The organism is Geodermatophilus sp. URMC 60, assembly GCF_053502585.1.
This window is the reverse complement of record NZ_CP199958.1, coordinates 2,386,980-2,410,004: the sequence shown is the minus strand read 5'-3', so window position 1 is coordinate 2,410,004 and position 23,025 is coordinate 2,386,980. Positions and strand designations below refer to the sequence as shown.

The following is a 23,025-nucleotide window of genomic DNA, read 5'->3' as shown; positions in this document are numbered from 1 at the left end:
TCCGGACGCGGCTCCGGCCGCAGGCTGCCCGCCGCACAGCCTCCTCAGGCGGGCGGCCGCCAGCGCGCTCGTCCCCGGACCGCCACGATCCCCAACGGGACGACCGCGAGGCAGGCGGCCAGGAAGATGGTCCTGTAGCGGCCGGCGGCGGCGAGGTCGGCCACGGCCACGGCGGCCAACGCGCTGCCGCAGAACAACGCCCCCGCGAACAGCGACACGACGGTGGCGCGCGCCGCCGGCAGGACATCGGTGGCCCAGGTCTGCAGGGACGAGTGCATGGCGGCCCAGGCGAGGCCGAGCAGGACGGTGACGGCGACCGCCGCGGGCGCCGCCCGGGACAACGACAGCACCAGGCAGGCCGCCCCGGCCGCGGCGGCGCCGAGCGCGATCAGCCGAGACGGGTGCAGACGCCGGGACAGCCGGCCCACCGCGGTCGCGAAGACGAGGACGGCGATGCCGTAGACGGCCGCGATCCCCCCGGCGAGGGCGATAGAGGCGCCGGCCGCCTCGATGGCGGAGGGCAGCAGCGTGAGGACGCCAATGAGCACGCCGCCCTCCACGAAGGCCAGGCCGAGCACGAGCAGCGCCGTCCGGGACCGGGCGACGGCCAGGAACGGGGCCATCGCGTTGCGGTGGTCCCGGGTCCGCGGGGGCTCGTCGAGGAGGCGCAGCGCCAGCGACAGGGCCAGCGCTGCCAGGCCCGTGGCCACGAAGACCGCCCGCCACGTGAACAGCTGCCCCACGACACCGGCCCCCGCCGAGGCCAGAGCGGTGCCGAGGGCCACTCCCACCATGAGGCGGGTGAGCTCCCGCTGGCGACGCTCCGCCGGCACCGTGTCACCGACGTAGACGATCCCCGCCGGGTAGGCAGCACCGAAGAAGGCGCCGCCCACCCCTCGCGCGATCCCGAGCACGACGGGGGTCCAGGCGAACGCGGCGGCCACGGCGGCGAGACCGGCGACCACCAGGGCCAGTCGCATGGTCCGCACCAGTCCCAGGCTGTCCGACACCAGCCCCCACACCGGCTGACCGACCCCGTAGGCGAGGAAGTACGCGCCTGCCGCCTGCACCACCGCCGACAGCGGGACGTCGAGGTCGGCGGCGATGGCGATGAGCAGCGGGGGCATCGCGAAGCGGTCCAGGATGCTGACGAACGCGTTCACCTGCAGCAACCGGATCGGGTCCGGCCGCCTGGACGGAGCGCTCACCACCGACGGACCGTATCGAGGTGCCCCGATGGCGCCGGCCTCGTGAGACCTGCGAGAGGGGGCTGCACCAGGGCGGCTACGCTGTCCGTGCACCTCCGCGGGTGTAGCTCAATGGTAGAGCCCCAGCCTTCCAAGCTGGCCATGCGGGTTCGATTCCCGTCACCCGCTCCACGTATTGACCAGCTGGTATGCCCGTCTGCGCAGCTCAGCGCGGCCTTGGCGCCGCTTCCGTGCCTTGAGGGTGCTGACCCCTGCTGACCGCTGACCACCGGCTTGGGCCGATGCTAAGGCACGGATAAGGCACGACGCTGCCGCCCGCGCCGCTGCGCCCTCGGGCCGACGGCCGTCCCGTCCCGCCCGTCTCGCGGGAATGGGCCCGGACCCGCCGGCCGGGCTCTGCAGCAGTGTGAGTGCGAGTGCGTGCTGCCGGGTTCGGGGTACCGGGTACTGCGCAGGGTCTCGGGCTTGATGCCCAACTGCTTGCCGATACGGGCCAGCGCGCCGGCGCGGGTGACCGGGTCACGCCGGCCGTCGACTGCCATCGGGGCCCGCTCCCGCAGCTCGTCGGGGCACTTCTTCGGTGCCGCCATGACTCTCATCCTCCACCGAACCGGGGGCACCCCAGAGCCCCCATCAGACCCGGGGCGGTTCAATCTCCCGCACGCACTGCCGGTTCGCCGACGGTCAGTCCCGCGGCGTGCTGGCCAAGCAGTTGCAGCAACACCTGCGCTCCTGACCGGGCTTCGGTGACTTAACCCGGCGTCGGCCGCGAGCTGTACCGACATCGGCAAGAACCGACCGACTTCGGCCCGCGCGGTCCCATCTTCGACGACTCACCAGTCGTCAGTCGAGTCGCCGGAAGGCGACCCGTTGTTGGCGGAAGCCGACCACCTCAACACGCCAGCCTGCGGCGTTCCACGCTCGCGCTTGCACACTAGTGGTTCGGCTCCACCACTGCTTACTCGTCAGGGCTGCCGGCGGCAGACCGTCGATTAGGGCGTCAACCTCGGCAATGGGGAGGGCGATCATCTGTTCTCCTCCTTCCGCAGCGTCTCGCAGGTGCTCGAACAACCGCTGGTATTTCTCGTGTACTGCCACAACGTCACTCCTGCCTGATGCGCAACCAGTACATCCTCGCCCACGTCGACAGGAGCGCGTGCGTTGCCAGGGCAACCTCGAGGGCGGGCTACCTAGTGCCGCGGCTGCTAACCACCGCCCCGCATCGGTGACTCAGCCGCCGGGGTTTGCGGCTGCGTGCCTGGATGGGACGGTTGGTCTCGTCTGATTCTGTCTTCCCCGCAGGAGAGGCGAGATGGTGCATCACGTGCAGGCCCGGGCCATCGACAACGACGAGGGCCACAAGTTGCCGGGAAGAAAAAATGGACATCGGAGGTACAGCGGTTCCTGGGCAACCCGTCCGGCTAGTTGCTGCCCACGGCCAACGCCGAGGGACGCCGTCACACGGGCGCCACTGCGGGCATCTGCAATCGGAGGGCATGCACCTGTCCGGCAGCATCCCCGGCAAGAATAGTCATGGCCGTGAGAGCAACGGATGTCACTCTTGCGTCGGCTATCCAGCTCACTCGCTTTCGGCTACGAGCGACGTCCCACACCCGGACCGTGCCGTCCTCCCCGCCACTGACCACGGTGGCCCCGTCCGCACTCACCGCCACCGCCCGCACCGAACCGGTGTGGCCGGTCAGAATCTCCGGCCCACTGGTGCCGCCGGGCCGCCACACCCGGACCGTGCCGTCCTCGCCCCCGCTGACCACGGTGGCCCCGTCCGCACTCACCGCCACCCCCCGCACCGAACCGGTGTGGCCGGTCAGAATCTCCGGCCCACTGGTGCCGCCGGGCCGCCACACCCGGACCGTGCCGTCCTCCCCGCCACTGACCACGGTGGCCCCGTCCGCACTCACCGCCACGCCCCGCACCGAACCGGTGTGGCCGGTCAGCACCCGCGGCCCGGTGGTGCCGCCGGGCCGCCACACCCGGACCGTGCCGTCCTCGCCCCCGCTGACCACGGTGGCCCCGTCCGCACTCACCGCCACCCCCCGCACCGAACCGGTGTGGCCGGTCAGCACCCGCGGCCCGGTGGTGCCGCCGGGCCGCCACACCCGGACCGTGCCGTCCTCGCCCCCGCTGACCACGGTGGCCCCATCCGCACTCACCGCCACCCCCCGCACCGAACCGGTGTGGCCGGTCAGGATCTCCGGCCCACTGGTGCCGCCGGGCCGCCACACCCGGACCGTGCCGTCCTCCCCGCCGCTGACCACGGTGGCCCCATCCGCACTCACCGCCACCCCCAACACCCAGGAGGTGTGGCCGGTCAGCACCCACGGCCCGGTGGTGCCGCCGGGCCGCCACACCCGGACCGTGCCGTCCTCCCCGCCACTGACCACGGTGGCCCCATCCGCACTCACCGCCACCCCCCGCACCCAGCCGGTGTGGCCGGTAAGCACTTCCGGCAGGGCAAATCCGCCGGGCTCCAAGACCCGGACCGTGCCGTCCTCGCCCCCGCTGACCACGGTGGACCCATCCGCACTCACCGCCACCCCCAACACCCAGGAGGTGTGGCCGGTCAGCACCCACGGCCCGGTGGTGCCGCCGGGCCGCCACACCCGGACCGTGCCGTCCTCCCCGCCACTGACCACGGTGGCCCCATCCGCGCTCACCGCCACCGCCCGCGCCCAGCCGGTGTGGCCGGTAAGCACTTCCGGCAGGGCAAATCCGCCGGGCTCCCAGACCCGGACCGTGCCGTCCTCCCCGCCGCTGACCACGGTGGCCCCATCCGCGCTCACCGCCACGCTCCACACCGAACCGGTGTGGCCGGTCAGCACCCGCGGTCCGGCAGCGCTCCCTGGCTGCCACACCCGGACCGTGCCGTCCTCCCCGCCGCTGACCACGGTGGCCCCATCCGCGCTCACCGCCACGCTCCACACCGAACCGGTGTGGCCGGTGAGCACCCGCGGTCCGGCAGCGCTCCCTGGCTGCCACACCCGGACCGTGCCGTCCTTGCCGCCGCTGACCACGGTGGCCCCATCCGCGCTCACCGCCACGCTCCACACCGAACCGGTGTGGCCGGTGAGCACCCGCGGTCCGGCAGCGCTCCCTGGCTGCCACACCCGGACCGTGCCGTCCTCCGCGCCGCTGACCACGGTGGACCCATCGGCGCTCACCGCCACTCCCAGCACCCGGCCGCCGTGACCGGTGAGGGTCTGTTGGAGGCCTTCACCGGGCTGAGCGAGGGTGGGCCATAGAGGCTCCAACCAGGATGTGTGCGGCCAGGTCCGCGCCCCGGCGTGCAGGCGGGCCAGGACTGGCTCCGCCCGACCGATAGTGCGTCCGGCGAGTTGGGCCGGTAACTGGTCGGGATCAATGGCGAGTACATGCGCGGACAGTCGGATGGTTGCCTGCACCAGCGCTAGCTCGGTATTGTTGGGGAGGATGGTGTAGTCCGCGAGCAGCCCGGTCACGCCCCCGGCGGCCAGCCGGGACCGCATCCATTCGATGTCGCCAAGCAACACCGTTAACTCCGAATGCCGCCCCGCCGCGGCCAGATGCTCTGCCAGGTGTTGAAAGAAGTAGCCGTCATCCGGGCCAGACGGCCATCCGCGAGGGCAGCGTGCTGCGTATCCAGCTAGCAGCTGCTCATGCGCTGCCGGCAGCGCCGCGTCGAGGTCGGCGCGCACGACGTCGAACTGTAGGTCGTGCAGGTCTATGCGGTCGGTGACCGGGTCTCGAGACAGCAACGCCCGCTCCTGGAGGGTCGTCAGCAGACTGCTAATCGCGGCGCCGGACATGCCGCTGGGTGTCCAGAGCGCCTCGACGACCGACCGGGGCACTGGGCCCCGGCCTGCGAACACCGCGAGCTCCCGGTAGCGCTGCCGTTCTGACGGGCCCAGGCAGTCCAGCCCCAGTTGCAGTGCGGCGAGGAGTGTCTGGTGCGGATAGCCGGGAAACGGCACCTGAAGAGCGGCGAGGTCGGCTGCCCGCAGTCGATTGGTGAACTCGGGCCAGCGTTGGACGCCTGCCTCAGCCTGCGCAGCGACCGTCGCCACGCCTAACGCGAGGTTGCCGACCAGGCGCAGCGTCTGCGCTGCCGCCTTCGGCAGCGCGTCCGTACCGACGCGGGCCCAACCGGCGGCCAGTTGCCGCGCCTGCTCGTCAGTGAGCTCCGCCACCTCGACCTCGACCGCGCCGGCCCGACGGGCGAGCCCGGCATCTCGCGTCGTCAGCACCAGCGCGCCGCGCCTGTCCAGCACATCGAAGGCATGCACGTCTTCGGTGGTCCACACGTTGTCGATTACGAGCAGGCACCGACGACCCCGGAGCACCTCGGCCAGTCGATCCCTGCCCTGCTCCACGGTGGCGAGCTGGCCTGCGACGGCACCGTCTCCGTTCAGCTTCGCAATCAGTTCCTGCTGTTTCTGAATCAGAGAGCTTGGCCGAGCCGCGGTATCGCCGGTAGGGGGATCCAGCCGCACCCACGCCAGGCCATCGGGAAAGCGGCGGCGCACCGCGGAATCCCATCCGAGCGCGGCCGCGAGCACTGACTTGCCGCTGCCGCCCATCCCGCACACCCCGACCCGACACGGCTGGCCGTCAGTCGGCTCGTGCAGTGCCTGCCACAGCCGCTCTTGCAGTTCCGGCCGTGGCACGTGGTGGGGTGGCAGTTGCGGCCACGCGCCCCGCACGCCCCCGAGCCGGGCCGGTGGCGGAACCCCAACCACCAGCGCCAACCCGATCAACAGCACACCGAGCCCACCGGTGGCCCATCGTGAGGCGCCTGCCGTCAGCGCCGGCACGTTCACTCCGGCCACGTTGAGCGCCTGCCCCAGGGCCGAAGCCAGCACCAGCACCAAGCCGGGCAACAGCAGCGGAACGGTCGCATGCCGCACGCGCCATCCCAGCCCCTTGACGATGCGGTGCATGCCGTCCCCCACAGAGTGCGTATGCGCAACGTAGTGCGAATGTCCACGGACAGGCATGACTGCGGTGGCGAACTGCTCAGCAGTCTCAGCATCGGCGGCATCGGGAGTGGATGCTTCAGGTCACTGGACAGCCCCATGTCGTCGCGGAAGGACGCGCCCCTGTGAGGCCGTCAGGCGCCCTCTCGTTAGCGACCCCGTCCAACCCTGCGGGTGCGTCATGCAAGAAGCCGTAGTACTGCTCCCGCGTGAGGTTGTTCATCTGCAGCACTTCCGACGGACTCCGAGACTTGCGGTCGCCACTGTGCCTTGGTCACACGGTGAGACGGTGACAGTAGGGACGACCGGAGGAGAACTGGAGGACGTCGGCGACGCTCGATCTCATGACGACGCGAGCGGCACAGGGTCAGCATCTCGACCGCGACCCGCTGCTGACCGTCGCGCAGGCCGGTGAGTACCTGGGTACCGGCGAGCGGTTCATCCGCCGACTCATCACCGAGCGCCGCATCGCCTACGTCAAAATCGGCAAGTATGTGCGCCTCGAGCGCTCGACGCTAGAAGCGTTTGTGGATGCCGGCCGCGTCCACAGGTAGCGGTGACGACGGCGGACAACCGCTGACGCTCCCGCCAGGGTCGCGGCGTGGCCAAGCGAACATTCGGGTCGGTCGACCGGCTCCCGAGCGGCCGCTACCGCGCCCGGTACCTCGGCCCCGATGGTCAGCGGCACACCAAGCTTCTCGACACCAAGGCCGACGCCTGGGCATGGCTCGCGAGTCAGCAGACCGACCTCCTCCGCAAGAGCTGGCGGGCTCCGAACGCCAGTAGCCGGAGCGTCGGCGAGTACGCCGAGGACTACCTCGCCCGTAACGACCTCCGCGAGGGCACCCGCGTCCTCTACACGGGCCTGTGGCGTCACCACCTCGCCGAGCCATGGGCGACGTCCCCGTTGACGAGGTCACCCCCGCCGCCGTCCGCTCCTGGCATGCCAAGGCCGGCCGGATGACGGGCCCGACAGCACTGGCTCAGTCGTACCGGCTCCTGCGCGCCATCCTCAACGTCGCGGTCGCCGATGAAGCCATCGCGGCTAACCCATGCCGATTGCGGGGCGCCGGCACGCCGAAGGCCACCCGGCCGTCTCGCGCACTCACCGCCCCAGAGGCACTGCAACTCGCCGAGCAACTGGGCGGGACCGGAGGACCGCTCGGTACCGCGCACTGCTGTTCGTCCTCGCCTTCGGCGGGCTCCGGTTCGGTGAGGCCACTGCGCTGCGCCGGTCCGACGTCCTGTCCGGCGGCCGGCTGCGCGTCGAGCGATCGGTTCGACGCGTCGCCGGACGGTGGGTGGTCGGCGAGCCGAAGACCGATGCCGGGCATCGCACCGTGACCCTCCCCGCCGCGGTTGCGGCCGTACTGGAGGAGCACCTGGAGAAGCACGTCGCAGCTTCTCCGGACGCCCTCCTGTTCTCCACCAGTTCCGGCGGTTACGTCGCGCGCAGCAACTGGAACGCGACCTTCCGCCGCGCCGCCGACGCCATCGGCCTGCCGGCGGTCCGGCCACACGAACTCCGCCACACCGGCGCCACCTTGGCCGCGTCGACGGGCGCGACAACGAAGGAGCTCATGCGCTGGCTCGGCCACTCATCCCCCGCCGCCGCTCTGCTCTACCAGCACGCCGCCGACGACCGCGACGCCGAGATCGCCCGTGCCCTCGACGCCATGCTGGGTGCGGCCAGCGAGTCATCAGACGACGATCCGGACCGGTTCGGAGGATCAGGTGGTGTCTCTGCCCCCCCGTCCGGCGTACACGGCCTCCCGGCAGCCGGGGATTTCCCCAGGGGGCGCGTTCCGTAGCGCGTGCACGCGTCGCGCCGTCGCTACTGCCCGAGTGAGGACTCCGCGGACGGACGGACCCGCGATGGCGCTCTTGCTGACGTAGTGGATCCCCACGCTTACCAAGGCTAAGCCGGCTGTGTACGCAGGGAGATCCTCAAGAAAGCTCCACTGCAGACCTGCGGCAATGACGAAGATGATCACGGCGTAGATCAGCATCGTGAACGGCCACTGCTCGAACTGGCCCAGGGCCTTCTTGCCCTGGCTGGGGACGGTGGTGAAGGGAACCGCGGCTCCCTCCCTGTTCGACCGATGGGCGAACCGGCGCATCGCCGTGTTGCACAGGGTGAGGAGGAGTGCGCCCGCCGCGCAACTCCACGCCCAGTACTCGGCGTGTCCGAACGCCGCGAGTGCCGCAGTAGGCACCGCGACGAGCGTGGCGACCCGCAGAAGAACCTCGGTTGGCAGCCAGTCGCTCGGCCGTTCCCGGGTCGACTTGACCGTCAATCTGGCCAGGATGGTCTGGTAGAACTTCGACGCGGTCAGTCCTTGGCAGAAGCCGATGATCGCCGCGGACAACGCCATCCCGCGGGGCAGCCCCTCGACGTCGCCAACGACCAAGTCGTCGAAGCCAAATAGTGCAGTGGCGGCGAAGACAAACCACCATGCGCCCGCCGCGACGACACTCCAAAACGCTTGGTAGGCGGCGGAGCCGGGGCTCTCGCCGAACGCGAGGTCCTGCCGACTGTCCCAATACTGACGGATGAGTGATGAGGGCTCTCGGGATGCGGGAGCGTACTTTGCGATCAGCCGGCTGACAGCGCTGCGCCGGGCCACAGGCTCGTCCCCGACCAGCTTGAACGTCTGGTCGATGCGCCGTCGCAGATCGTCGAACGTGCACTCGGCCAACTTCGGGACGAGCACCAGTCGCAGACCGGGGTCCTCGTCGAGGAAGTCGTCCAGCATCGCGCCCAGTGCTGGACTGACTTCGTACACCTCATCAGGGACCCTACCGTCGAGTGGCGGTTCCGTGGCTAAGACGCTCACCAGAATGGTCGCGACGCTGTAGAGGTCGCTGGTGACAGACAATCCGCGGTTCTTCACCTCGGGCGATACGTACACCGAGTCGCCGTGCTCGGTAAGCCCTACCTGGCGGGTGTACAGGTGATTCGCGCCGAGATCGATCAGCCGGACTGTACTTGGAGTCGCCTGTGCAGCGGCGCGCGTGACGATGATGTTGTTCGGCGAGAGGTCCAGATGTTGGTGCGCCTCCTTGACGTCGGCCAAGCGCCTCCCGCGAGCCAATTCATCAAGGGCACCCACGAGTGTGTGGGCGACATCGGCTGCCAGCGCAATCCGGGCATGTATTTCCAGTTCGTCGTTACCTCGACGGGCGAGTCGATCAGCAAGCGTTTCTCCTTCGACGAACGGCATGAGGATCCACCGTGCGCTCGACGTTATCGGCTCGACGACAATAGCGGGGGCGTTTCGATATCTGTCAGCGTATTCGACTGTCGCGCTGGCAATCGACGGTACCTCGTTCCACGGGTAGAGCACGCATTTCAGCGCCTGGCATCCCGGGAACCACACACCATTATCGTCGTGGCAGTCGTTGGCGCGACCCTGTGGATCCCGACATTCGTCTGTGTGGCAGCGGAGGATGAAGGACGTCGTCCCTGCCTTATGGTACGTGAACGTCCCCGGGACAAGCTTTTCCCATTCCCGCCTGACGCGTGGGTTGAGAGGCGTTCGCGGAAAGGATGCACCGACCGATCGGATCACCGGAATGTCCGGGTCATAGAGGGCATAGATGCTCTGCCGGAGTCCAAGGTCGGGGGCGAACAGGTCCGCGACGTCATCGTCGTGAGGCGTCGATGGGCGGGTAGGGGGCGACAGTCTGCGCTGCATCAGCCGGGTCGTCAGGGCGACAGCTGCCAGCGCTCCTAGGAGGCGAGCACGCCGCCCCGCGTCAGCCAGGTCCGCCTCGCTGGTCATCCGCTGGCGGGCGGTGGCGACCGCCTCATCGGCCGCCGCCCGGAAGGTCCGGCCCGAGTTCTCCAACTCGTAAGCGTTAATTCGGCTCAGCAATCCCGTCAGCAGCTCAGCCGTCGCATTGATGAAGGAAGCATCGTCGGCGGTGAGAAGACGGCTAAATTGATCATCACCCACCTGTTGCCCGGTGATCAGAGCCGCCATGGCTGCGACGAGTTCGCGTTCTCCGCCTGCCGTGGCCATCCGTCACGCATCCCGTCGGTGGTCGCCGATCGGCGTAATCGCGAGCGATCGCACCGATCATGGGCAATGAGCCAGACGCCTGCAGGGTAGTGCGGAGAGCACTCCGACGCGCATACGAACAGATCCTCACGGAGCAGGTGACACAGAACGAGGCGTCCGCCTGACGGGGTCACTTAACCCCGCCACCCACCGCTTACGGCGCCAGGCACCGGTCCTGGCGGCTGTCGACCGCCGCGCCTGGCAGCAGCGGGCACGCCGGTTCCACACGCCGCCCTGGTCTGAATTGGCATTGCTTCGACGTGCAGCCCTGGCGGGCCGAGACCTTCAACTTGTCCACCGACCTACTTGGCAGTCGGCTGCGCATGGAGCGCTCGGTCCGACGCGTCGGCGAACGGTGGGTTATCGGGGAGCCCAAGACCCAGGCCGGGCATCGCGCCGTGACTCTCCCGCCGCCATCGCGGCCCTACTGGAGGAGCACCCGAAGAACCCCGTCCCCGCTCTCCAGACGTCCTCCTGCTCAGCCCCGGGTCCGGCGGCTACCTCGCCCCGGCGACTGGAACTCGGCTTCCGCCGCGCCGCCGACATCATCGGCCTACCACCGGTGCCGCCCCACGAGCTCCGCCACACGGCGCCATCCTGGCCACGGCGACGGGTGCTCCCACAAACAGCTGATGCGCCGGCTCGGGCACTCCTCCGCCGCCGTGCTGGGGCGCAGTCAACGCATCATCAGCCGATGAGCCAGAGCAGCTTGAGTAACAGCCGCTGAGATCCGATGGGTCACGTGGGGCCCTCTAGAACATCGAGACAGGCCGCTGGGCAGGGCAGATGGCCCTACGGGGTCCCGCCTTCCAAGCTGGCCATGCGGGTTCGATTCCCGTCACCCGTTCCACGCAAAGCCGCAGGTCAAGGGGCCCGTCAGACCTCCTGGAGAAGTTCTGGAGAGGCTCAGACGGCTCATAGGAACGCTGTCATGATCCCTGTTCTCCGCTGCGCAGGTGTGGGTCATGGATGGGTCACGCCGCCGAGCCACATGCAGCCTGGTGAGGACCTTGCCGGACCCGCCGGAGATGACTTTGTGACTCAGCTGGGTCGCAAAGTTCCCTCTGCCGGCCCAGTTGCCAGGTTCCGCCGGCGGCCACGGACTCAGGTCACACGTGGCAGGAGCGGTTCGAACCGGTCACGCTGCGCTGAACGCGATCCCGGGACGGGCCAGCGCCTGCCGGCGTCGCCCGGGCCGTTCCCGGGCGCGAGCCAGGTCGCCGTTGTGGAAGGCGCAGTCATAGGGCTAGACAAGCCCGACGCGAGGACCGTCTTCGTTTGCTTCGACCGGCCGCACCGGGCGACGAAGACCCAGCCGGGCTCGTTGACCCAGAACTGACCCGTGATGCACGGCTGCATTCGGTGGTCGATGGAATGTCGGCTTGACCTGCAGCTTCATGGCTGGGCGCTGTTGGCCGACGACGACCGATGTTGGGTGAGTTGCGGACCCTGCGGACTGTGTGCGGACTCAGCTGGCGTGATCCGCGGGCCACCGCGAGCCGTTCAGAGGGGCCAGACAACCGCTCCACAGCCGGCCGAGTGTGCCGGCTGCAGCGGGTCGCCGGAAGGGCGCTGTGCGTCCCTGCGGGGTGGGCCTACGGCCCACCCTTCCCCCAGTCCGCTGCAGCCGGATCCAAGCCGGTCATGGGGAGCGGCCAGCAGTGTGTAGGCGGGCGTCAAAGGCATACGTCCGCGCGGTTCGACACGTGGCTGGTCAACGTCGGCGACGTCAAGCACGTACCGGGAGGCCGAGGATCGACCAGCTGGACGCGGTGTCGCTGTGCAAGGTCGCCGAGCGGCAGACGCTCCGGGCCAGCTTCGAGCCACCGCCGGCCATCCGGGCGCTGTGCGATCTGACCCGCTACTGGATCAACCTGCCGCCGTGCGCACCGCGGAGAAGCAGCAGGTGGGACCGAAGCCCTTGTCGTACTGGCGCTCGTCCAGCTGGGCGGCCAGGGATCCGGTGAAGGCGACACTGTGGGCCCGGCCGTCTACCGGCTGGATGACGGGCCGTTGGCGGCGCGGACGAATACCCGACCATCGACGATGAGAGCCCACGTCCGCTCCCGCGCGCTCGAGTACCCGCAGGTGCTTGCTGATCGCCGGACCGCCTATCGCGAACGGCGCGGCCAGCGCCCCCACCGACGCCGCGCCCTGGGTCAGCCGGGCGAGGATGGCCCGCCGGGTGGGGTCGGCGAGCGCGGCGAACACCGCGCTGAGCGGGGCGCGTCCGCGAGCGTCCCCGGTGTCCGGGGCAGCGGCGGTCACGGCTGCCGCCCGGTGAAGGCCAGCAGCCGGGTCTGCTCGTCGGCGTCGTCCGGCACGGCGACCCGCGGGCCGTACTGCCCGCTCGCGCGCAGCGCCGCGTCCCACGGCTCGATACCGACGAGGAAGTCGTGCACCTCGTCCGGCGGGAGCCGCTCGTCCTGCCCGGTCGCCCGGGCGAGGTCCCAGGTGTGCACGAGCAGGTCCATCAGGCCGGTCATGGCCACCAGCTCCTCGAGGGTCATCTCGCCGGCCGGCGAGCGGGTGAGGAGCTTGCCGAGCTTCGGGTCCGCAAGCACCGCCGCGACGGCGCGGTCGACCGCTCCCCAGGCCCCCGCCGGGTCCTCGTCGACCGACGGCGCCTCGGGCACCGGCAGCCCGGTGCTGCCGAAGTAGAGCCCTGGCATCCACTCCACGAGGTGCCGGACGACGTCGCGCGCCACCCAGCCCTCCGGCGGGGCCGGGGACTCCCAGCGGCCCTCGGGCACCCCCTCGATCCGGCGGGTCAACCCCGCCGACAGCTTCTCCCACCGCTGCGCTGTGGTCACACGACCCTCCTCTTGCTCAACCTGCTGGTTACTCAACTGACTGGTTGTATATGCTCCCTGGCGCTCCCCGTCAAGCCCTTCTGCACATCACCGTTGAGGCCCTTCGGTGCCGGCCGCCGCGCCGCCCCTGCCGCCTAGCCGTCCGCCGCCGCGCCACGATCTCCCCAGCCGTGGCCCGCTGGGGTCGACATGCGCGCGACACCCCCCACAGCCACGGGTTAGGAGATCGTCGGCACGGCGGGGCGGGGCGTCCGAGCGTGGCGAGGTCGAGCGCGGGTCCGCGCTCCGAGCGCCAGCACGGTCCCGTCAGCGTCAGCCGGACAGCGTGAGCAGCAGGTCGGCGACGGCCTCCGGCTGAGACAGGAGCGGGTGGTGGCCAGTGATGACGAACAGGCCACTGTGCCGGCTCGGCGGGCTGCCGTGGGCGCGGGCGAAGGCGCGGGAGAACGCCGCGGTCGGGCCATAGCCGGCGCCGGCCGCGACGTCAGCGGTCGTGTACCCGTGCGCAGGCTGCCACGCTGGGCGTTCGAGCAGCACCGGCGGCACAGCACGGCCGGGGTCTCACCGATGGCCGCAGCCAAGAGCCGGTCAAGATCATCCCCGAGAAGTGCGTGCGGCCAGCGCAGACGAGTCGCCTCCGCCAGTCATCGGCGTGTGGACGTCCCACTGGCCTAGCGGTCAGCGGCCACGAGCCACGGCCGCCGATTGCGCGAGGCAGACCACCGCGGGGGGAACCCGCTACAGCGACGTTCATGCGAGCAGGGGCGGCCAGCTACCGGTGTCTCGCAGGGGATCGGCGCGTTCAGGTGGTCGTCGCAACACCCTTCGAGTGCGAGGTGTTGTGGTGGTTTCGGAGTGGCGGCGGGTTCGGGATAGGCGGCAGCAGCGGTTCTGGGAGCTGGTCGAGTCGGGATCGGCCTTCTCCCAGGCCTGCGAGGCTGTCGGCGTGGATCGGCGGCAGGGATATCGGTGGCGACGCGCCTCGGGCGGTCGACCGCCGGCGGCACCGCGGGTGGTGTCGGCGAGGTATCTGTCGCTGGAGGAGCGGCTGCAGATCGCCGACCTGCATCTGGCCGGCGCGTCGATGCGCGCGATCGCGACTCAGCTCGGCCGCGCGCCATCGACGATCAGTCGCGAGCTGCGCCGTAACGGGCCCGTGCCGGCGGCCGGGCGGGCGAGGCGGGCCAGATACGCCCCGTACGCCGCGCACAGACGCGCCGGGCTGCGGGCGCGGCGGCCAAGCCGTTCAAGCTGGAGGACGCACGGCTGGCGCTGGCGGTGCAGGACAAGTTGTGCCGGAAGTGGAGCCCAGCCCAGATCAGTGCGCACCTGGCCGGCGAGCATGGCGACGAGGCGGTGAGGCGGGTGAGCCACGAGACCATCTACCAGGCGTTGTTCGTGCAGGGCCGCGGCCAGCTGCGCACCGAGTTACATCGGCATCTGCGCACCGGTCGGGCCTGGCGCCGGCCCCACGGGTTCTCCGGCCCGACCCAGGCGAAGATCTCCGGCATGGTCTCGATCAGCGAACGGCCGGCCGAAGCCGCCGACCGGGCGGTGCCCGGCCACTGGGAAGGCGACCTGATCCTGGGCCAGCACTGCCGCTCGGCGATCGGCACCCTGTGGTCGAACGCCAGACCCGGTTCTGCCTGCTGGTGCACCTGCCCGACGGGCACGGCGCCCAGACCGTCCGCGACCGGCTGGTCGCGGCGATTCAGACCCTGCCCGAGCAGCTGCGCCGCTCGCTGACCTGGGACCAGGGCACCGAGCTGGCCCAGCACCAGGCCATCACGCTCGCCACCGATATGGCGATCTACTTCTGCGATCCGCACTCGCCTTGGCAGCGCGGGAGCAACGAGAACACCAACGGTCTACTGCGCCAGTACTTTCCCAAGAGCACCGACCTCTCGGTCCACAACGCTGAGGACCTCGACGCCGTCGCCGTCGAACTCAACGGCAGACCCCGCCAGACCCTCGGATTCACCACCCCAGCCGAAGCCATGCAGCGGCTACTGTCCGACCCCAACAAACCAGTCGTTGCGACGACCGCTTGAAACCGCCATCCCCTACGGGACCCGGCGACCAACGCCTCGTCCGAACGTCGCCGTAGCAGGTCCCCCTGACGGGATCGCGTCTCCGCCTGCCGCCCAGGGTCCCCCGGTAGCCGACGGAGCCCTCGACGACCGCGGTAAGGCGGGTCGTAGAACTGCTCGGCCCACGTCCGCGCCTGCAGGGCGCGAGCGATCGCCACGGCACGGTCACCGACGCGCAGAACAGGAAATCCACGCGGACGGCGATCTGGACGGATCACCCTGCCCGTCGCGGGAGGAACCGGCGCTCCTCGTCCCAGGAGAGGTCCATGATCGCGAGGAGAGTGGTGATCAGCGGTCCGGGAAGCCCGTGCCGACCATCACCCGCAGCGCGTTGGCCTCGAGCGCGATCCGCACGGGCGTGCGTCCGCGGATCTCGCCGTCGACGTCGAGCGCGAGGGGCGGGTCGGTCTCCAACCACACCTCGCGGGCGGTGAGGAACCGGGTGCGGGCCAGCGGCCGGCGGGGCCCGATGACCGTCTGGCGGACGGTCGCGAGGCTCAGCCCGAGCCGGTTGGCGTCGCCGAGCCGGTACACCACCAGCTGGCGGTCGTCGAGGTCGGTGTCGGGGGCGATCGCCCGGCCGGCGTGGTGGCTGCCGTTGGCGATGTTGAGCTGGTGGGTCGCGAGTTCGTGGACCTCGTCGCCGATGCGCAGGCGCGCGGTGAAGGGCTGGTGGTCGGGCAGCAGTGCGAGCGCGGTCAGCGGGTAGGCAGCGCGGCCGAGCACCCGCTTCAGCCGGTGCGGGACGTGCTCGGCGACCTGCACCGACAGCCCCAGGCTGGTCAGGTTGGCGAAGTGTTGCCCGGCCACGTGGCCGAGGTCGACGTCGGCGACCTTGCCGCCGGTGAGCACGCGCAGGGCGGCGGGCAGGCGGAGCGGCAGGCCGAGGCCGCGGGCGAAGTTGTTGGTCGTGCCGAGCGGGACCACGCCGAGGCAGACGTCGCGGTGGGCGAGCTGGTGCGCGGCCTCGCTCAGCGTGCCGTCGCCGCCGCCCACCACCACGAGGTCGGCGCCGCTGTCGGCCGCGGCGGCGAGCGCCTCGGGCAGGCCCCGAGGGTCGGCGACCGGGCGCACGTCGACCAGCTCCACGGTGGCCTGCAGCCGCCGGTGCACCGTGGCGAAGTGACGGCGTCCCCGGCGGGACCGGACGTTGACGACCAGCGCGGTGCGGCGCCGGGCGCGGATGTCGGCGTCCAGCGCCGCCTTCGACCGCTGGTGCACAGGTTCCGTCACGACGATCTCCGTCCTCCCGGCGCGGGTGGCTGCCCCGGCAGCCTGCACCACGACGAGGGTGAGGCCGGCCGACGGTGGAGCTCCGCCGCATTCGATGACACGCCGAAGGCCGACAACCGGGCGGCAATCTGATCACCCACGCCACGGCCTGCCGACAAGGACGGGGCTGCGCCAAGACCTCAGCGATTGATCGCCTTCCCGTCGCAGACGGCCGTCAACGAGCCGCTGCGGAGCGGGTCGACCCGAAGAATGAAGCTGCTTCGGCGACGTTCAAGGGGGTCGGAGCAGCCAGCCGTCGGGGTCTCTCAGAGGATCCGTCACCGGGACGCGGCTGAGCCGACGTCATCGTGGCGGCCTCCATGGCGTGCTCGCCGGCCGCGAGGCTGCGCGGGTGGCACAGCGCTTGGAGCAGGGAGACCGCGGGTGGTTGCGAGGGGTGTCGGCACGACGGTCGCCGCGTCGTTGGCGCGATCCTCGGCCAGGGGCCAGCGGGCGTGTCCACGGTTGGTAGGACCCCAGGCGATACGCCGGCCCGCCGATGGTGGGGGTGCCGCGCAATCAGACGGCTTGGCCAAGGCCGATCCGGTTGCCTTCGCTGTCGCGGAACCAGGCGGCGCGTTCACCTCGGCCTCCCTTGCTGGGGTAGTGGCCCTCCACGTCGGCGATGCCACCGACGGTCCGCAAGCCAGGCGCATCGACGTGCTCGAACACCACGCCGCGCTCGCTCAGCACTCGCACGGTCGCCTCGACATCGTCGACGTCCCAGGCCATCTGGGTGAACGTCCCAGGCGATGACCCGCGCGACTCGAAGAGCGCGAAGGCGCCGCCGAGGGTTTGGTAGAGCAGCCCGCCGGGGCGCTCCTCGGCCGGCTCGAGACCAAGCTTGTCCGAGTAGAAGCGGCGGGCCCGCTCGAGGTCCTGAGCGGGCAGGCGCGTCGCGACGCGACCTCGTAGACCGGCCGCTGCCGTCGTCCCGTGCCGGCGGGCGAAGTCGGCGATCAGGTCCGCGAATACATGCCCGCGCTCGGCGGTCGCTGGCGCCGGGTGATCGGCGTAGGGCACGACGGCGAGCTCGCCGTGTGCCAGAGCACGGAACAGCGCCGCGGCGAGGTCCGGGCCGACCAGCTCGTCGCGGTCTCCGGCGAGCACGAGCGTGGGCTGCGTGATGCCGGCGACGTCGGCGTCGGTGAGTCCCCGATACTGCAGCCACATCCCGGTGGTCTGCTCGAGCAGCGCAGGCCAGTCATCGTGCAGGGCACGCAGCCCGGCGAGCTCGGGCCCATCGGGATCGGCGTTGATTTCTGCGAGCAGGTCGCGGTGCGCCGCGCGCAGCCCGCTGTCGTTGAACTCAGGATAGGCGCCTCCCACGATCAAGGCTGCGACGGCTTCGGGATGGCGGACGGCGACCTCGAGGGCGATCTGGCCGCCATCGCTCCAGCCGGCGACGACGGGCTCGCGGAGCCCCAGCGCCGCGATCAAGGCGGCCACGTCGTCGGCGAGGGCGGAGTAGGACAGGACACCGCCGGGATGGTCGAGCGGCCGTGCCCACGACTGTCCGGCGTCAGGACGAGGAACTCGCCGGCGAGAGCTGCGGCGATCGGCGCCCAGGTAGCTCCCGCCGCGAGGCCGCCGTGGACCAGAACGAGCGGGCGCCCGGCGCCTCGTGCCGTGTAGAACAGCTGCGCGCCGTCGACAGGCACGAAGCCCTCGCTCCTGAAGTGGTGACCCCGCACGCGGCTCCTCCCCTCCGCAGGCCGGCCGGCGAACCAAGAAGTCGAGCCCATCACGCCGCGGCGGCGCCGTTGCCCGCCAGAACCCGGAAGCGAATGTCCGTCAGCCGGCCGCTGGTCCCGACGAATGCTCAGCCGCGATGGTCGAGATCTCGGTCGCCAGGTCGCCGCGCGACTCGGGTCACCGGCCAGGTGGCCTCGGCGTCGCAGAGCGTCTTCGAGATCACCACCTTGGGAATGTCGTTCATCGGCGCGGCGTAGGGATCCTGCGACTGCGGCCGGTACGACGACATCTCCTGGTAGGTGACGCGGCCCATGAGGTGGGCACCGGCCTCGCTGATGCCGTCGAGCTTCCACTGCTTCAGCTCGACGCCCTCGGGGATCGCCATCCCGGGATGCTCACGGTCGCTGCCGACGAACCCGTCCAGGGACATCGACATGTACGAAACGACGTCTCGCATCACTACCTCTGAACCCTCTTCTAGGGGCCTGTCGCCGCGGGTGGCCACAGCGTGGCCGCGCCGAGCAAAGTGATGCACGGCTGTCCCGCGTAGGTGACCGCCTCCCGACGGAGGCGGGGCTGCTGGTGTAGGTGAAGACCCGCCACCTCCGCCGAACTCATCGCGCAGCCGGGCCCGGGCTCCCGAGGCCGACCGGGCGGTGCAGATCTGTCGGGCGCAGGCTGGAGTACGAACGGGTCGCGCTCGTCGGAAGTCCCGGTTGTCGAACCCGCAACGACGATGTGGGCGCAGTCCCGCGAGCCGCACCACGAGCTCAACCGCACGAGACCGAGGAGGCCCAGATGCGGTTCCTCCGAGTCACTCCGGAGCAAGGGCGCGCCGGCGGCCCCGGGCGCTGAGGAACCGGATCGGCGGGATCAGGAGCCGGTAGATCGGCCGCACCGACCAGCCTGGGAGGCGGCCATGACGCTCCTCCTCCCAGACCCTTGATCGCGGATGCTCCTCGAGCAGCCGGTCAACTAGGAACTTGTGAGCGTCCGTCGACTCGGAGGTGTGGAGCTCGATCCGGCTCAGGTGCTCGGTGCTGATGAAGCCTCCACACGGCCGCGGAACGTCACCTCGGGGAGGAAGCGCTCGCGCAGCTCCTCGTACTCCAACGGCTCGACGCCGGCCGGGCATGCGAGGTCGAGCGCCGTGACGGCCAGTTGCAGCAGAGCGACGTCCGGGGTGAACCACCCAGGCACATGGCTGGGAGCCGCGGCCGCCACGAGGTCGTAGACGTCGTCGCCCCGAGTCAGGCCGGACAGCACCGCAACCTGAGCGCGGCGATGCAGGACGTCCCGGTCGATGCGCTCCCGCTTCGTCACCGCGACATCGTCACCCAACGGCCTCGTCCTGCACTGCCACCCGAGGACGCCGCCCAGCCCACTGAACCGAAGGCCCGGGCGGGGCGGCACAACCTAGTACGACGGGCGTCGCCATCGACAGGTCAATGCGACGAACAGGACACACTTGAGGACCTACGGAACTCATGCGACTCCTCGTGAGAACGGTGAGTCCCCCGTATCAGACCGGCTGGTTCGACGCTCGATCTCCTTAGCTGCGCGCAAGGGGGGGACAGCCGTGACCGTGAGTGGGCCAGCGGGCGCCGCAGCTGGCGGCGCGACCCCGTGGCGCATCAGCGGTGAGCAGACCGATTTCTTCATCAGCCACGCCGGGCGGGACACCGCCTGGGCGGAGTGGCTGGCCTGGCAGTTGCGGGAAGCCGGCTACAGCGTCGAGCTGGACGTGTGGGACTGGGCGCCGGGTGAGGACTTCGTGGCCCGTATGGCCGCGGCGTTGGAGTCCGCGGACCGGCTGCTGGCGGTGTGCACCGAGGCCTACTTCGCCTCCGCGTTCGGCGGCGCAGAGCTGCGGGCGGCTTTCGCGCAGCCCGCGGCGGCGCAGGGACGGATCGTGCCGGTGATCGTCGAGCCGGTCACCCTGCCGCCGCTGTACGCGCCGCTGATCCACCTGGATCTGACCGGTCTGGACGAGCCTGCGGCGGCGGTGCGGCTACGGGACCGGCTGGCCGGGGTCCGTCCGACCGGCCCCCCGCCGTTCCCGCGCCGTGATACGGCCCCGGCCGGCCACCCGGGACCCGAGGGCCGGCCGGGGTTCGCCGGCGCCCCGCCGGCGGTGTGGAAGGTGCCCCCGCGCAATCCACGGTTCACCGGCCGGGACGGCATGCTCACCGCGCTGCGGCGGCGGCTGCGCACCGGCGAGGGCACGCTGACGGTGCAGGCCCTCTACGGGCTGGGCGGGGTGGGCAAGACCCAGCTGGCGATCGAGTACGCCCACCGCTTCGCCGCCGACTACGACCTGGCCTGGTGGATCGACGCCGAACAACCGGTGCTCATCCCCGACCAGCTCGCCGCGCTGGCCACCCGGCTGCACCTGGGTCCCGGGCCGACGGTGACCGACACCGCCGAGCGGCTGCTGGCCGAGCTGCGGCGCCGGGACCGCTGGCTGCTGATCTTCGACAACGCCGAGCGCCCGGCCGACGTCGCCGCCTACCAGCCCGGCGGGGCCGGACATGTGCTGATCACCTCCCGCTTTCCCGGCTGGGGCGCACTGGGCGGCCGGCTGGAGGTCGACGTGCTGGCCCGCACCGAGACGATCGCGCTACTGCAAGCGCGGATCTCGGGTGTGGACCCGGAGCTGGCGGACAAGCTTGCCGCCGAACTCGGCGACCTGCCACTGGCCGCCGCCCAGGCGGCCGGCTATCTGGAGCAGACCGACCTGCCGCCGGCGGACTACCTGCGCCGCTTCCGCACCCGGCGGGCCGGCCTGCTGGCCCGCGGCGAGGTGGTCGGCTACTCCGGGCGGCTGGACACCGCCTGGGCGCTGTCGCTGGAGCGACTCAGCTGCGAGGACCCGGCCGCCGTGCGGCTGCTGCAGCTGGCTGCCTTTCTCGCCCCCGAGGCCGTCCCCCTGACCCTCTTCGGCGACCACGCCGAGCTCCTCGAGGAGCCCCTGCGGTCCACCGCCGCCGACCCCGACGCGCTGGCCGACACCGTCGGCGCGCTGGTCGGCTACTCCCTGGCCCGCCGCTCCCCCGACGGCTTCCAGCTGCACCGGCTCGTGCAGGCCGTGATCCGTCACCAGCTACCCGCCGACCGTCAGCAGGCCACCACTGAGCGGGTCATTGCGCTGCTGGCCACCGCCACCCCCGGCGACCCGGACGACCCGGCCAGCTGGCCTGCCTACGCCGAGCTCACCCCGCACGTGCTGGCCACCGCCCCGCTGGGGGACCCGTCTCCGGCTGGCCGGCGCCTGGTTCTGAACACCATCCGCTACCTGCAGGCCCACGGCGACAGCCACGGCAGCCGGGCCGTCGGCGAACAACTGCTCGACCGCTGGCGGTCGCATCTCGGCCTTGACCATCCCGACACCCTGGCTGCGGCGAGCGATCTCACCCTCGCCCTGTTCGCGGTGGGCGAGGCAGCGCCGGCGCGCGCCCTGGGTGAGGACACGCTGCAGCGCTGCCGCCGGGTCCTCGGGCCGGACCACGTCACCACCCTCTGGGCCGCGGGCGGCCTCACCCTTGCACTGAACCTGCTGAGTGAGGTGGAGCCGGGCCGCTCGCTGGGCGAGGACACCCTGCAGCGCTGCCGCCGGGTGCTCGGCCCGGACCACGCCACCACCTTGGGGGCGGCAACAGCACTGACGCACGCCCTGGTCGAGCTGGGCGAGGCGGAGCCGACCCGGGCCCTGGCCCAGGACACCGTGCAGCGCTGCCGGGACGTGTTCGGCCCGGACCACGCGATCACCCTGACGGCGGCGGGCGCCCTTACCCACGCCCTGGCCCAGCTGGGTGAGGCGGAACCGGCCCGGGCCGTGGGCCAGGACACGGTGGAACGCTGCCGCCGGGTGTTCGGCCCGGACCATCCGATCACCTTGTTAGGGGCCGCCGCCCTCACCGGCGCCCTGGCGCGAATCGGTGAGGCCGAGTCGGCCCGCGCTCTGGGTGAGGACACGCTGGAGCGCTGCCGCCGGGTGCTGGGCCCGGAGCACCCGATCACGCTGTACCTGACGCAGGACGCCAGCATCGGCCGCCTTCGGCTGGGTGGCGATGCTGCTGCGGACGGTGCGAGTCGGACGCTGTGAACGTGGACCTACGGAACTCGTGCGCCTTGTCGTGAGAGAGCACGGCGGGGGACGTAGGTCAGGCGGCCTCTGGGCGGTGCCACCACAGTGGTCAAAGTGAAGCGTTCAGGGTCGTTCGCGAGCCTGGCTCTGCGCTACGACCGCAGCGCTACAACGATCACCGCACTGGTCCGCCTGGCCGTCGTCCTCATCTGCGCCCGACGCCTTCTACCCAACTGATGCAACGACTTCTTGAGTCAAGAGGCGTCCCCACCGACAGGTTCAGGGCTCCGGAGCGGTCGTATGAGCATGGACTTCACCGAGCTCTTCGCCGGCGTGCGGGTCCGTGACATCGCGGGCGGGCGCGCCTGGTACCAACGGCTCCTCGGAAGCGAGCCCGCATTCTTCCCCAACGATGTCGAGGCCGTGTGGGCGGTCGGCGAGCACCGCTGGTTCTATCTCCTCGAGGACGCGCCGAAGGCCGGCAGCGCGCTCGTCACCATCATGGTCGCCGACCTCGACGCGACGGCGGAGGCGATCAGCGAGCGCGGCATCGAGCCGACCGAGCTCGAGGACTACGGCGAGGCACGCAAGTTCGTCTTCCACGATCCCGACGGCAACGAGATCGGGATCGGCCAGGTCCCGAAGGCTCAGGCCGGGCCGACAGTCCCGCGACGCGGGCCGTCGATCCCCCAAGTTTGACGCACCGCTCCGAGTCAGTGCGATGAACGGCGTCGGCAGCGCGATCACCTCGCCGCACCCGCGCCCCTCGATCCCCTTCGGGACGCCGGCGCGACGGCCACGGGCAGCGCTTACGTCGCCGCAGCAA

At 70.9% G+C, this 23,025-nt stretch carries 17 protein-coding genes, 1 tRNA gene and 2 pseudogenes; 8 read left to right on the top strand and 12 right to left on the bottom strand.

Annotated features, from left to right (window positions below; genetic code table 11):
• Nucleotides 1-44: 44 nt before the first annotated feature.
• Nucleotides 45-1,208, bottom strand: coding sequence for an MFS transporter (locus ACWIX3_RS11575; protein ID WP_448612214.1), 1,164 nt, complete (start codon nt 1,206-1,208; stop codon nt 45-47).
• A 97-nt stretch (nt 1,209-1,305) separates the two neighbouring features.
• Here ACWIX3_RS11575 and ACWIX3_RS11570 point away from each other — a divergent pair.
• Nucleotides 1,306-1,379 (top strand) — tRNA-Gly (locus ACWIX3_RS11570).
• Nucleotides 1,380-2,051: 672 nt separating this feature from the next.
• On the opposite strand, the gene ACWIX3_RS11565 is transcribed toward ACWIX3_RS11570, so the two are convergent.
• Nucleotides 2,052-2,306 carry a DUF7662 domain-containing protein gene (locus tag ACWIX3_RS11565; RefSeq protein ID WP_448612213.1) on the bottom strand — a complete coding sequence of 85 codons (255 nt, stop codon included), beginning with the start codon at nt 2,304-2,306 and terminating at the stop codon, nt 2,052-2,054.
• Between the two features lie 359 nt (nt 2,307-2,665).
• Nucleotides 2,666-6,142: an NB-ARC domain-containing protein gene (locus ACWIX3_RS11560; protein WP_448612212.1), complete on the bottom strand. Its 3,477-nt coding sequence runs from the start codon at nt 6,140-6,142 to the stop codon at nt 2,666-2,668.
• Between the two features lie 380 nt (nt 6,143-6,522).
• On the opposite strand from ACWIX3_RS11560, the gene ACWIX3_RS11555 reads away from it, so the two are divergent.
• From ACWIX3_RS11555 to ACWIX3_RS11545, 3 genes are all read left to right on the top strand, one after another.
• Entirely contained in the window at nt 6,523-6,732 is a 210-nt protein-coding gene (locus ACWIX3_RS11555) for a helix-turn-helix domain-containing protein (protein WP_448612211.1), read from the top strand.
• A 47-nt stretch (nt 6,733-6,779) separates the two neighbouring features.
• A complete protein-coding gene (locus ACWIX3_RS11550; protein ID WP_448612210.1) occupies nt 6,780-7,142 on the top strand; it encodes a hypothetical protein in 363 nt (120 codons plus the stop codon).
• A gap of 88 nt (nt 7,143-7,230) precedes the next feature.
• Nucleotides 7,231-7,989 carry a site-specific integrase gene (locus tag ACWIX3_RS11545; protein WP_448612209.1) on the top strand — a complete coding sequence of 253 codons (759 nt, stop codon included), beginning with the start codon at nt 7,231-7,233 and terminating at the stop codon, nt 7,987-7,989.
• Here the strand turns inward: ACWIX3_RS11545 and ACWIX3_RS11540 are convergent.
• The 4 genes from ACWIX3_RS11540 to ACWIX3_RS11525 all read right to left on the bottom strand — a co-directional run bounded on the left by ACWIX3_RS11540 (nt 7,909) and on the right by ACWIX3_RS11525 (nt 13,592).
• On the bottom strand, nt 7,909-10,203 hold the full coding sequence (locus ACWIX3_RS11540; protein ID WP_448612208.1) for a protein kinase domain-containing protein: 2,295 nt from the start codon (nt 10,201-10,203) through the stop codon (nt 7,909-7,911). The two genes, ACWIX3_RS11545 and ACWIX3_RS11540, sit on opposite strands and share 81 nt — an antisense overlap.
• A gap of 1,908 nt (nt 10,204-12,111) precedes the next feature.
• A complete protein-coding gene (locus ACWIX3_RS11535) occupies nt 12,112-12,453 on the bottom strand; it encodes an ArsR/SmtB family transcription factor (protein ID WP_448612207.1) in 342 nt (113 codons plus the stop codon).
• Between the two features lie 53 nt (nt 12,454-12,506).
• Nucleotides 12,507-13,055: a TIGR03086 family metal-binding protein gene (locus ACWIX3_RS11530; RefSeq protein ID WP_448612206.1), complete on the bottom strand. Its 549-nt coding sequence runs from the start codon at nt 13,053-13,055 to the stop codon at nt 12,507-12,509.
• 312 nt (nt 13,056-13,367) lie between these two features.
• Nucleotides 13,368-13,592 (bottom strand): hypothetical protein, encoded by a 225-nt coding sequence (locus ACWIX3_RS11525; RefSeq protein WP_448612205.1) that lies wholly within the window; start codon nt 13,590-13,592, stop codon nt 13,368-13,370.
• A gap of 292 nt (nt 13,593-13,884) precedes the next feature.
• Between ACWIX3_RS11525 and ACWIX3_RS11520 the strand changes: the two are divergent.
• Nucleotides 13,885-15,106 (top strand): annotated as a pseudogene (locus ACWIX3_RS11520) (IS30 family transposase).
• A 327-nt stretch (nt 15,107-15,433) separates the two neighbouring features.
• On the opposite strand, the gene ACWIX3_RS11515 reads toward ACWIX3_RS11520, so the two are convergent.
• The 5 genes from ACWIX3_RS11515 to ACWIX3_RS11495 form a co-directional block, all read right to left on the bottom strand.
• Nucleotides 15,434-16,378 (bottom strand): diacylglycerol/lipid kinase family protein, encoded by a 945-nt coding sequence (locus ACWIX3_RS11515; protein ID WP_448612204.1) that lies wholly within the window; start codon nt 16,376-16,378, stop codon nt 15,434-15,436.
• 558 nt (nt 16,379-16,936) lie between these two features.
• Nucleotides 16,937-17,893: an alpha/beta fold hydrolase gene (locus tag ACWIX3_RS11510; protein WP_448612462.1), complete on the bottom strand. Its 957-nt coding sequence runs from the start codon at nt 17,891-17,893 to the stop codon at nt 16,937-16,939.
• Nucleotides 17,854-18,162, bottom strand: coding sequence for an alpha/beta fold hydrolase (locus tag ACWIX3_RS11505; protein ID WP_448612461.1), 309 nt, complete (start codon nt 18,160-18,162; stop codon nt 17,854-17,856). The genes ACWIX3_RS11510 and ACWIX3_RS11505 overlap by 40 nt, the downstream gene beginning before the upstream one ends.
• A gap of 77 nt (nt 18,163-18,239) precedes the next feature.
• On the bottom strand, nt 18,240-18,548 hold the full coding sequence (locus ACWIX3_RS11500; protein ID WP_448612203.1) for a dihydrofolate reductase family protein: 309 nt from the start codon (nt 18,546-18,548) through the stop codon (nt 18,240-18,242).
• Nucleotides 18,549-19,138: 590 nt separating this feature from the next.
• Complete coding sequence (locus ACWIX3_RS11495; RefSeq protein ID WP_448612202.1) at nt 19,139-19,435, bottom strand: hypothetical protein; 297 nt, start codon at nt 19,433-19,435, stop codon at nt 19,139-19,141.
• Between the two features lie 262 nt (nt 19,436-19,697).
• Here ACWIX3_RS11495 and fxsT point away from each other — a divergent pair, with 262 nt between their 5' ends.
• The 3 genes and pseudogenes from fxsT to ACWIX3_RS11480 all read left to right on the top strand — a co-directional run bounded on the left by fxsT (nt 19,698) and on the right by ACWIX3_RS11480 (nt 22,898).
• Complete coding sequence (gene fxsT, locus ACWIX3_RS11490) at nt 19,698-22,217, top strand: FxSxx-COOH system tetratricopeptide repeat protein (RefSeq protein ID WP_448612201.1); 2,520 nt, start codon at nt 19,698-19,700, stop codon at nt 22,215-22,217.
• Between the two features lie 111 nt (nt 22,218-22,328).
• Nucleotides 22,329-22,436 (top strand): annotated as a pseudogene (locus ACWIX3_RS11485) (IS5/IS1182 family transposase); the annotation flags it as partial.
• Nucleotides 22,437-22,499: 63 nt separating this feature from the next.
• Nucleotides 22,500-22,898: a VOC family protein gene (locus ACWIX3_RS11480; protein WP_448612200.1), complete on the top strand. Its 399-nt coding sequence runs from the start codon at nt 22,500-22,502 to the stop codon at nt 22,896-22,898.
• The last annotated feature ends 127 nt before the right edge of the window (nt 22,899-23,025 follow it).

What these genes read in the sequence shown, in the direction of transcription:
- ACWIX3_RS11560 (WP_448612212.1), bottom strand. Translation starts at nt 6,142, where the DNA reads ATGCACCGCATCGTCAAGGGGCTGGGATGGCGCGTGCGGCATGCGACC.
- ACWIX3_RS11555 (WP_448612211.1), top strand. Translation starts at nt 6,523, where the DNA reads ATGACGACGCGAGCGGCACAGGGTCAGCATCTCGACCGCGACCCGCTG.
- ACWIX3_RS11545 (WP_448612209.1), top strand. Translation starts at nt 7,231, where the DNA reads ATGCCGATTGCGGGGCGCCGGCACGCCGAAGGCCACCCGGCCGTCTCG.
- ACWIX3_RS11540 (WP_448612208.1), bottom strand. Translation starts at nt 10,203, where the DNA reads ATGGCCACGGCAGGCGGAGAACGCGAACTCGTCGCAGCCATGGCGGCT.
- ACWIX3_RS11505 (WP_448612461.1), bottom strand. Translation starts at nt 18,162, where the DNA reads ATGGGCTCGACTTCTTGGTTCGCCGGCCGGCCTGCGGAGGGGAGGAGC.
- ACWIX3_RS11500 (WP_448612203.1), bottom strand. Translation starts at nt 18,548, where the DNA reads ATGTCGATGTCCCTGGACGGGTTCGTCGGCAGCGACCGTGAGCATCCC.
- ACWIX3_RS11480 (WP_448612200.1), top strand. Translation starts at nt 22,500, where the DNA reads ATGAGCATGGACTTCACCGAGCTCTTCGCCGGCGTGCGGGTCCGTGAC.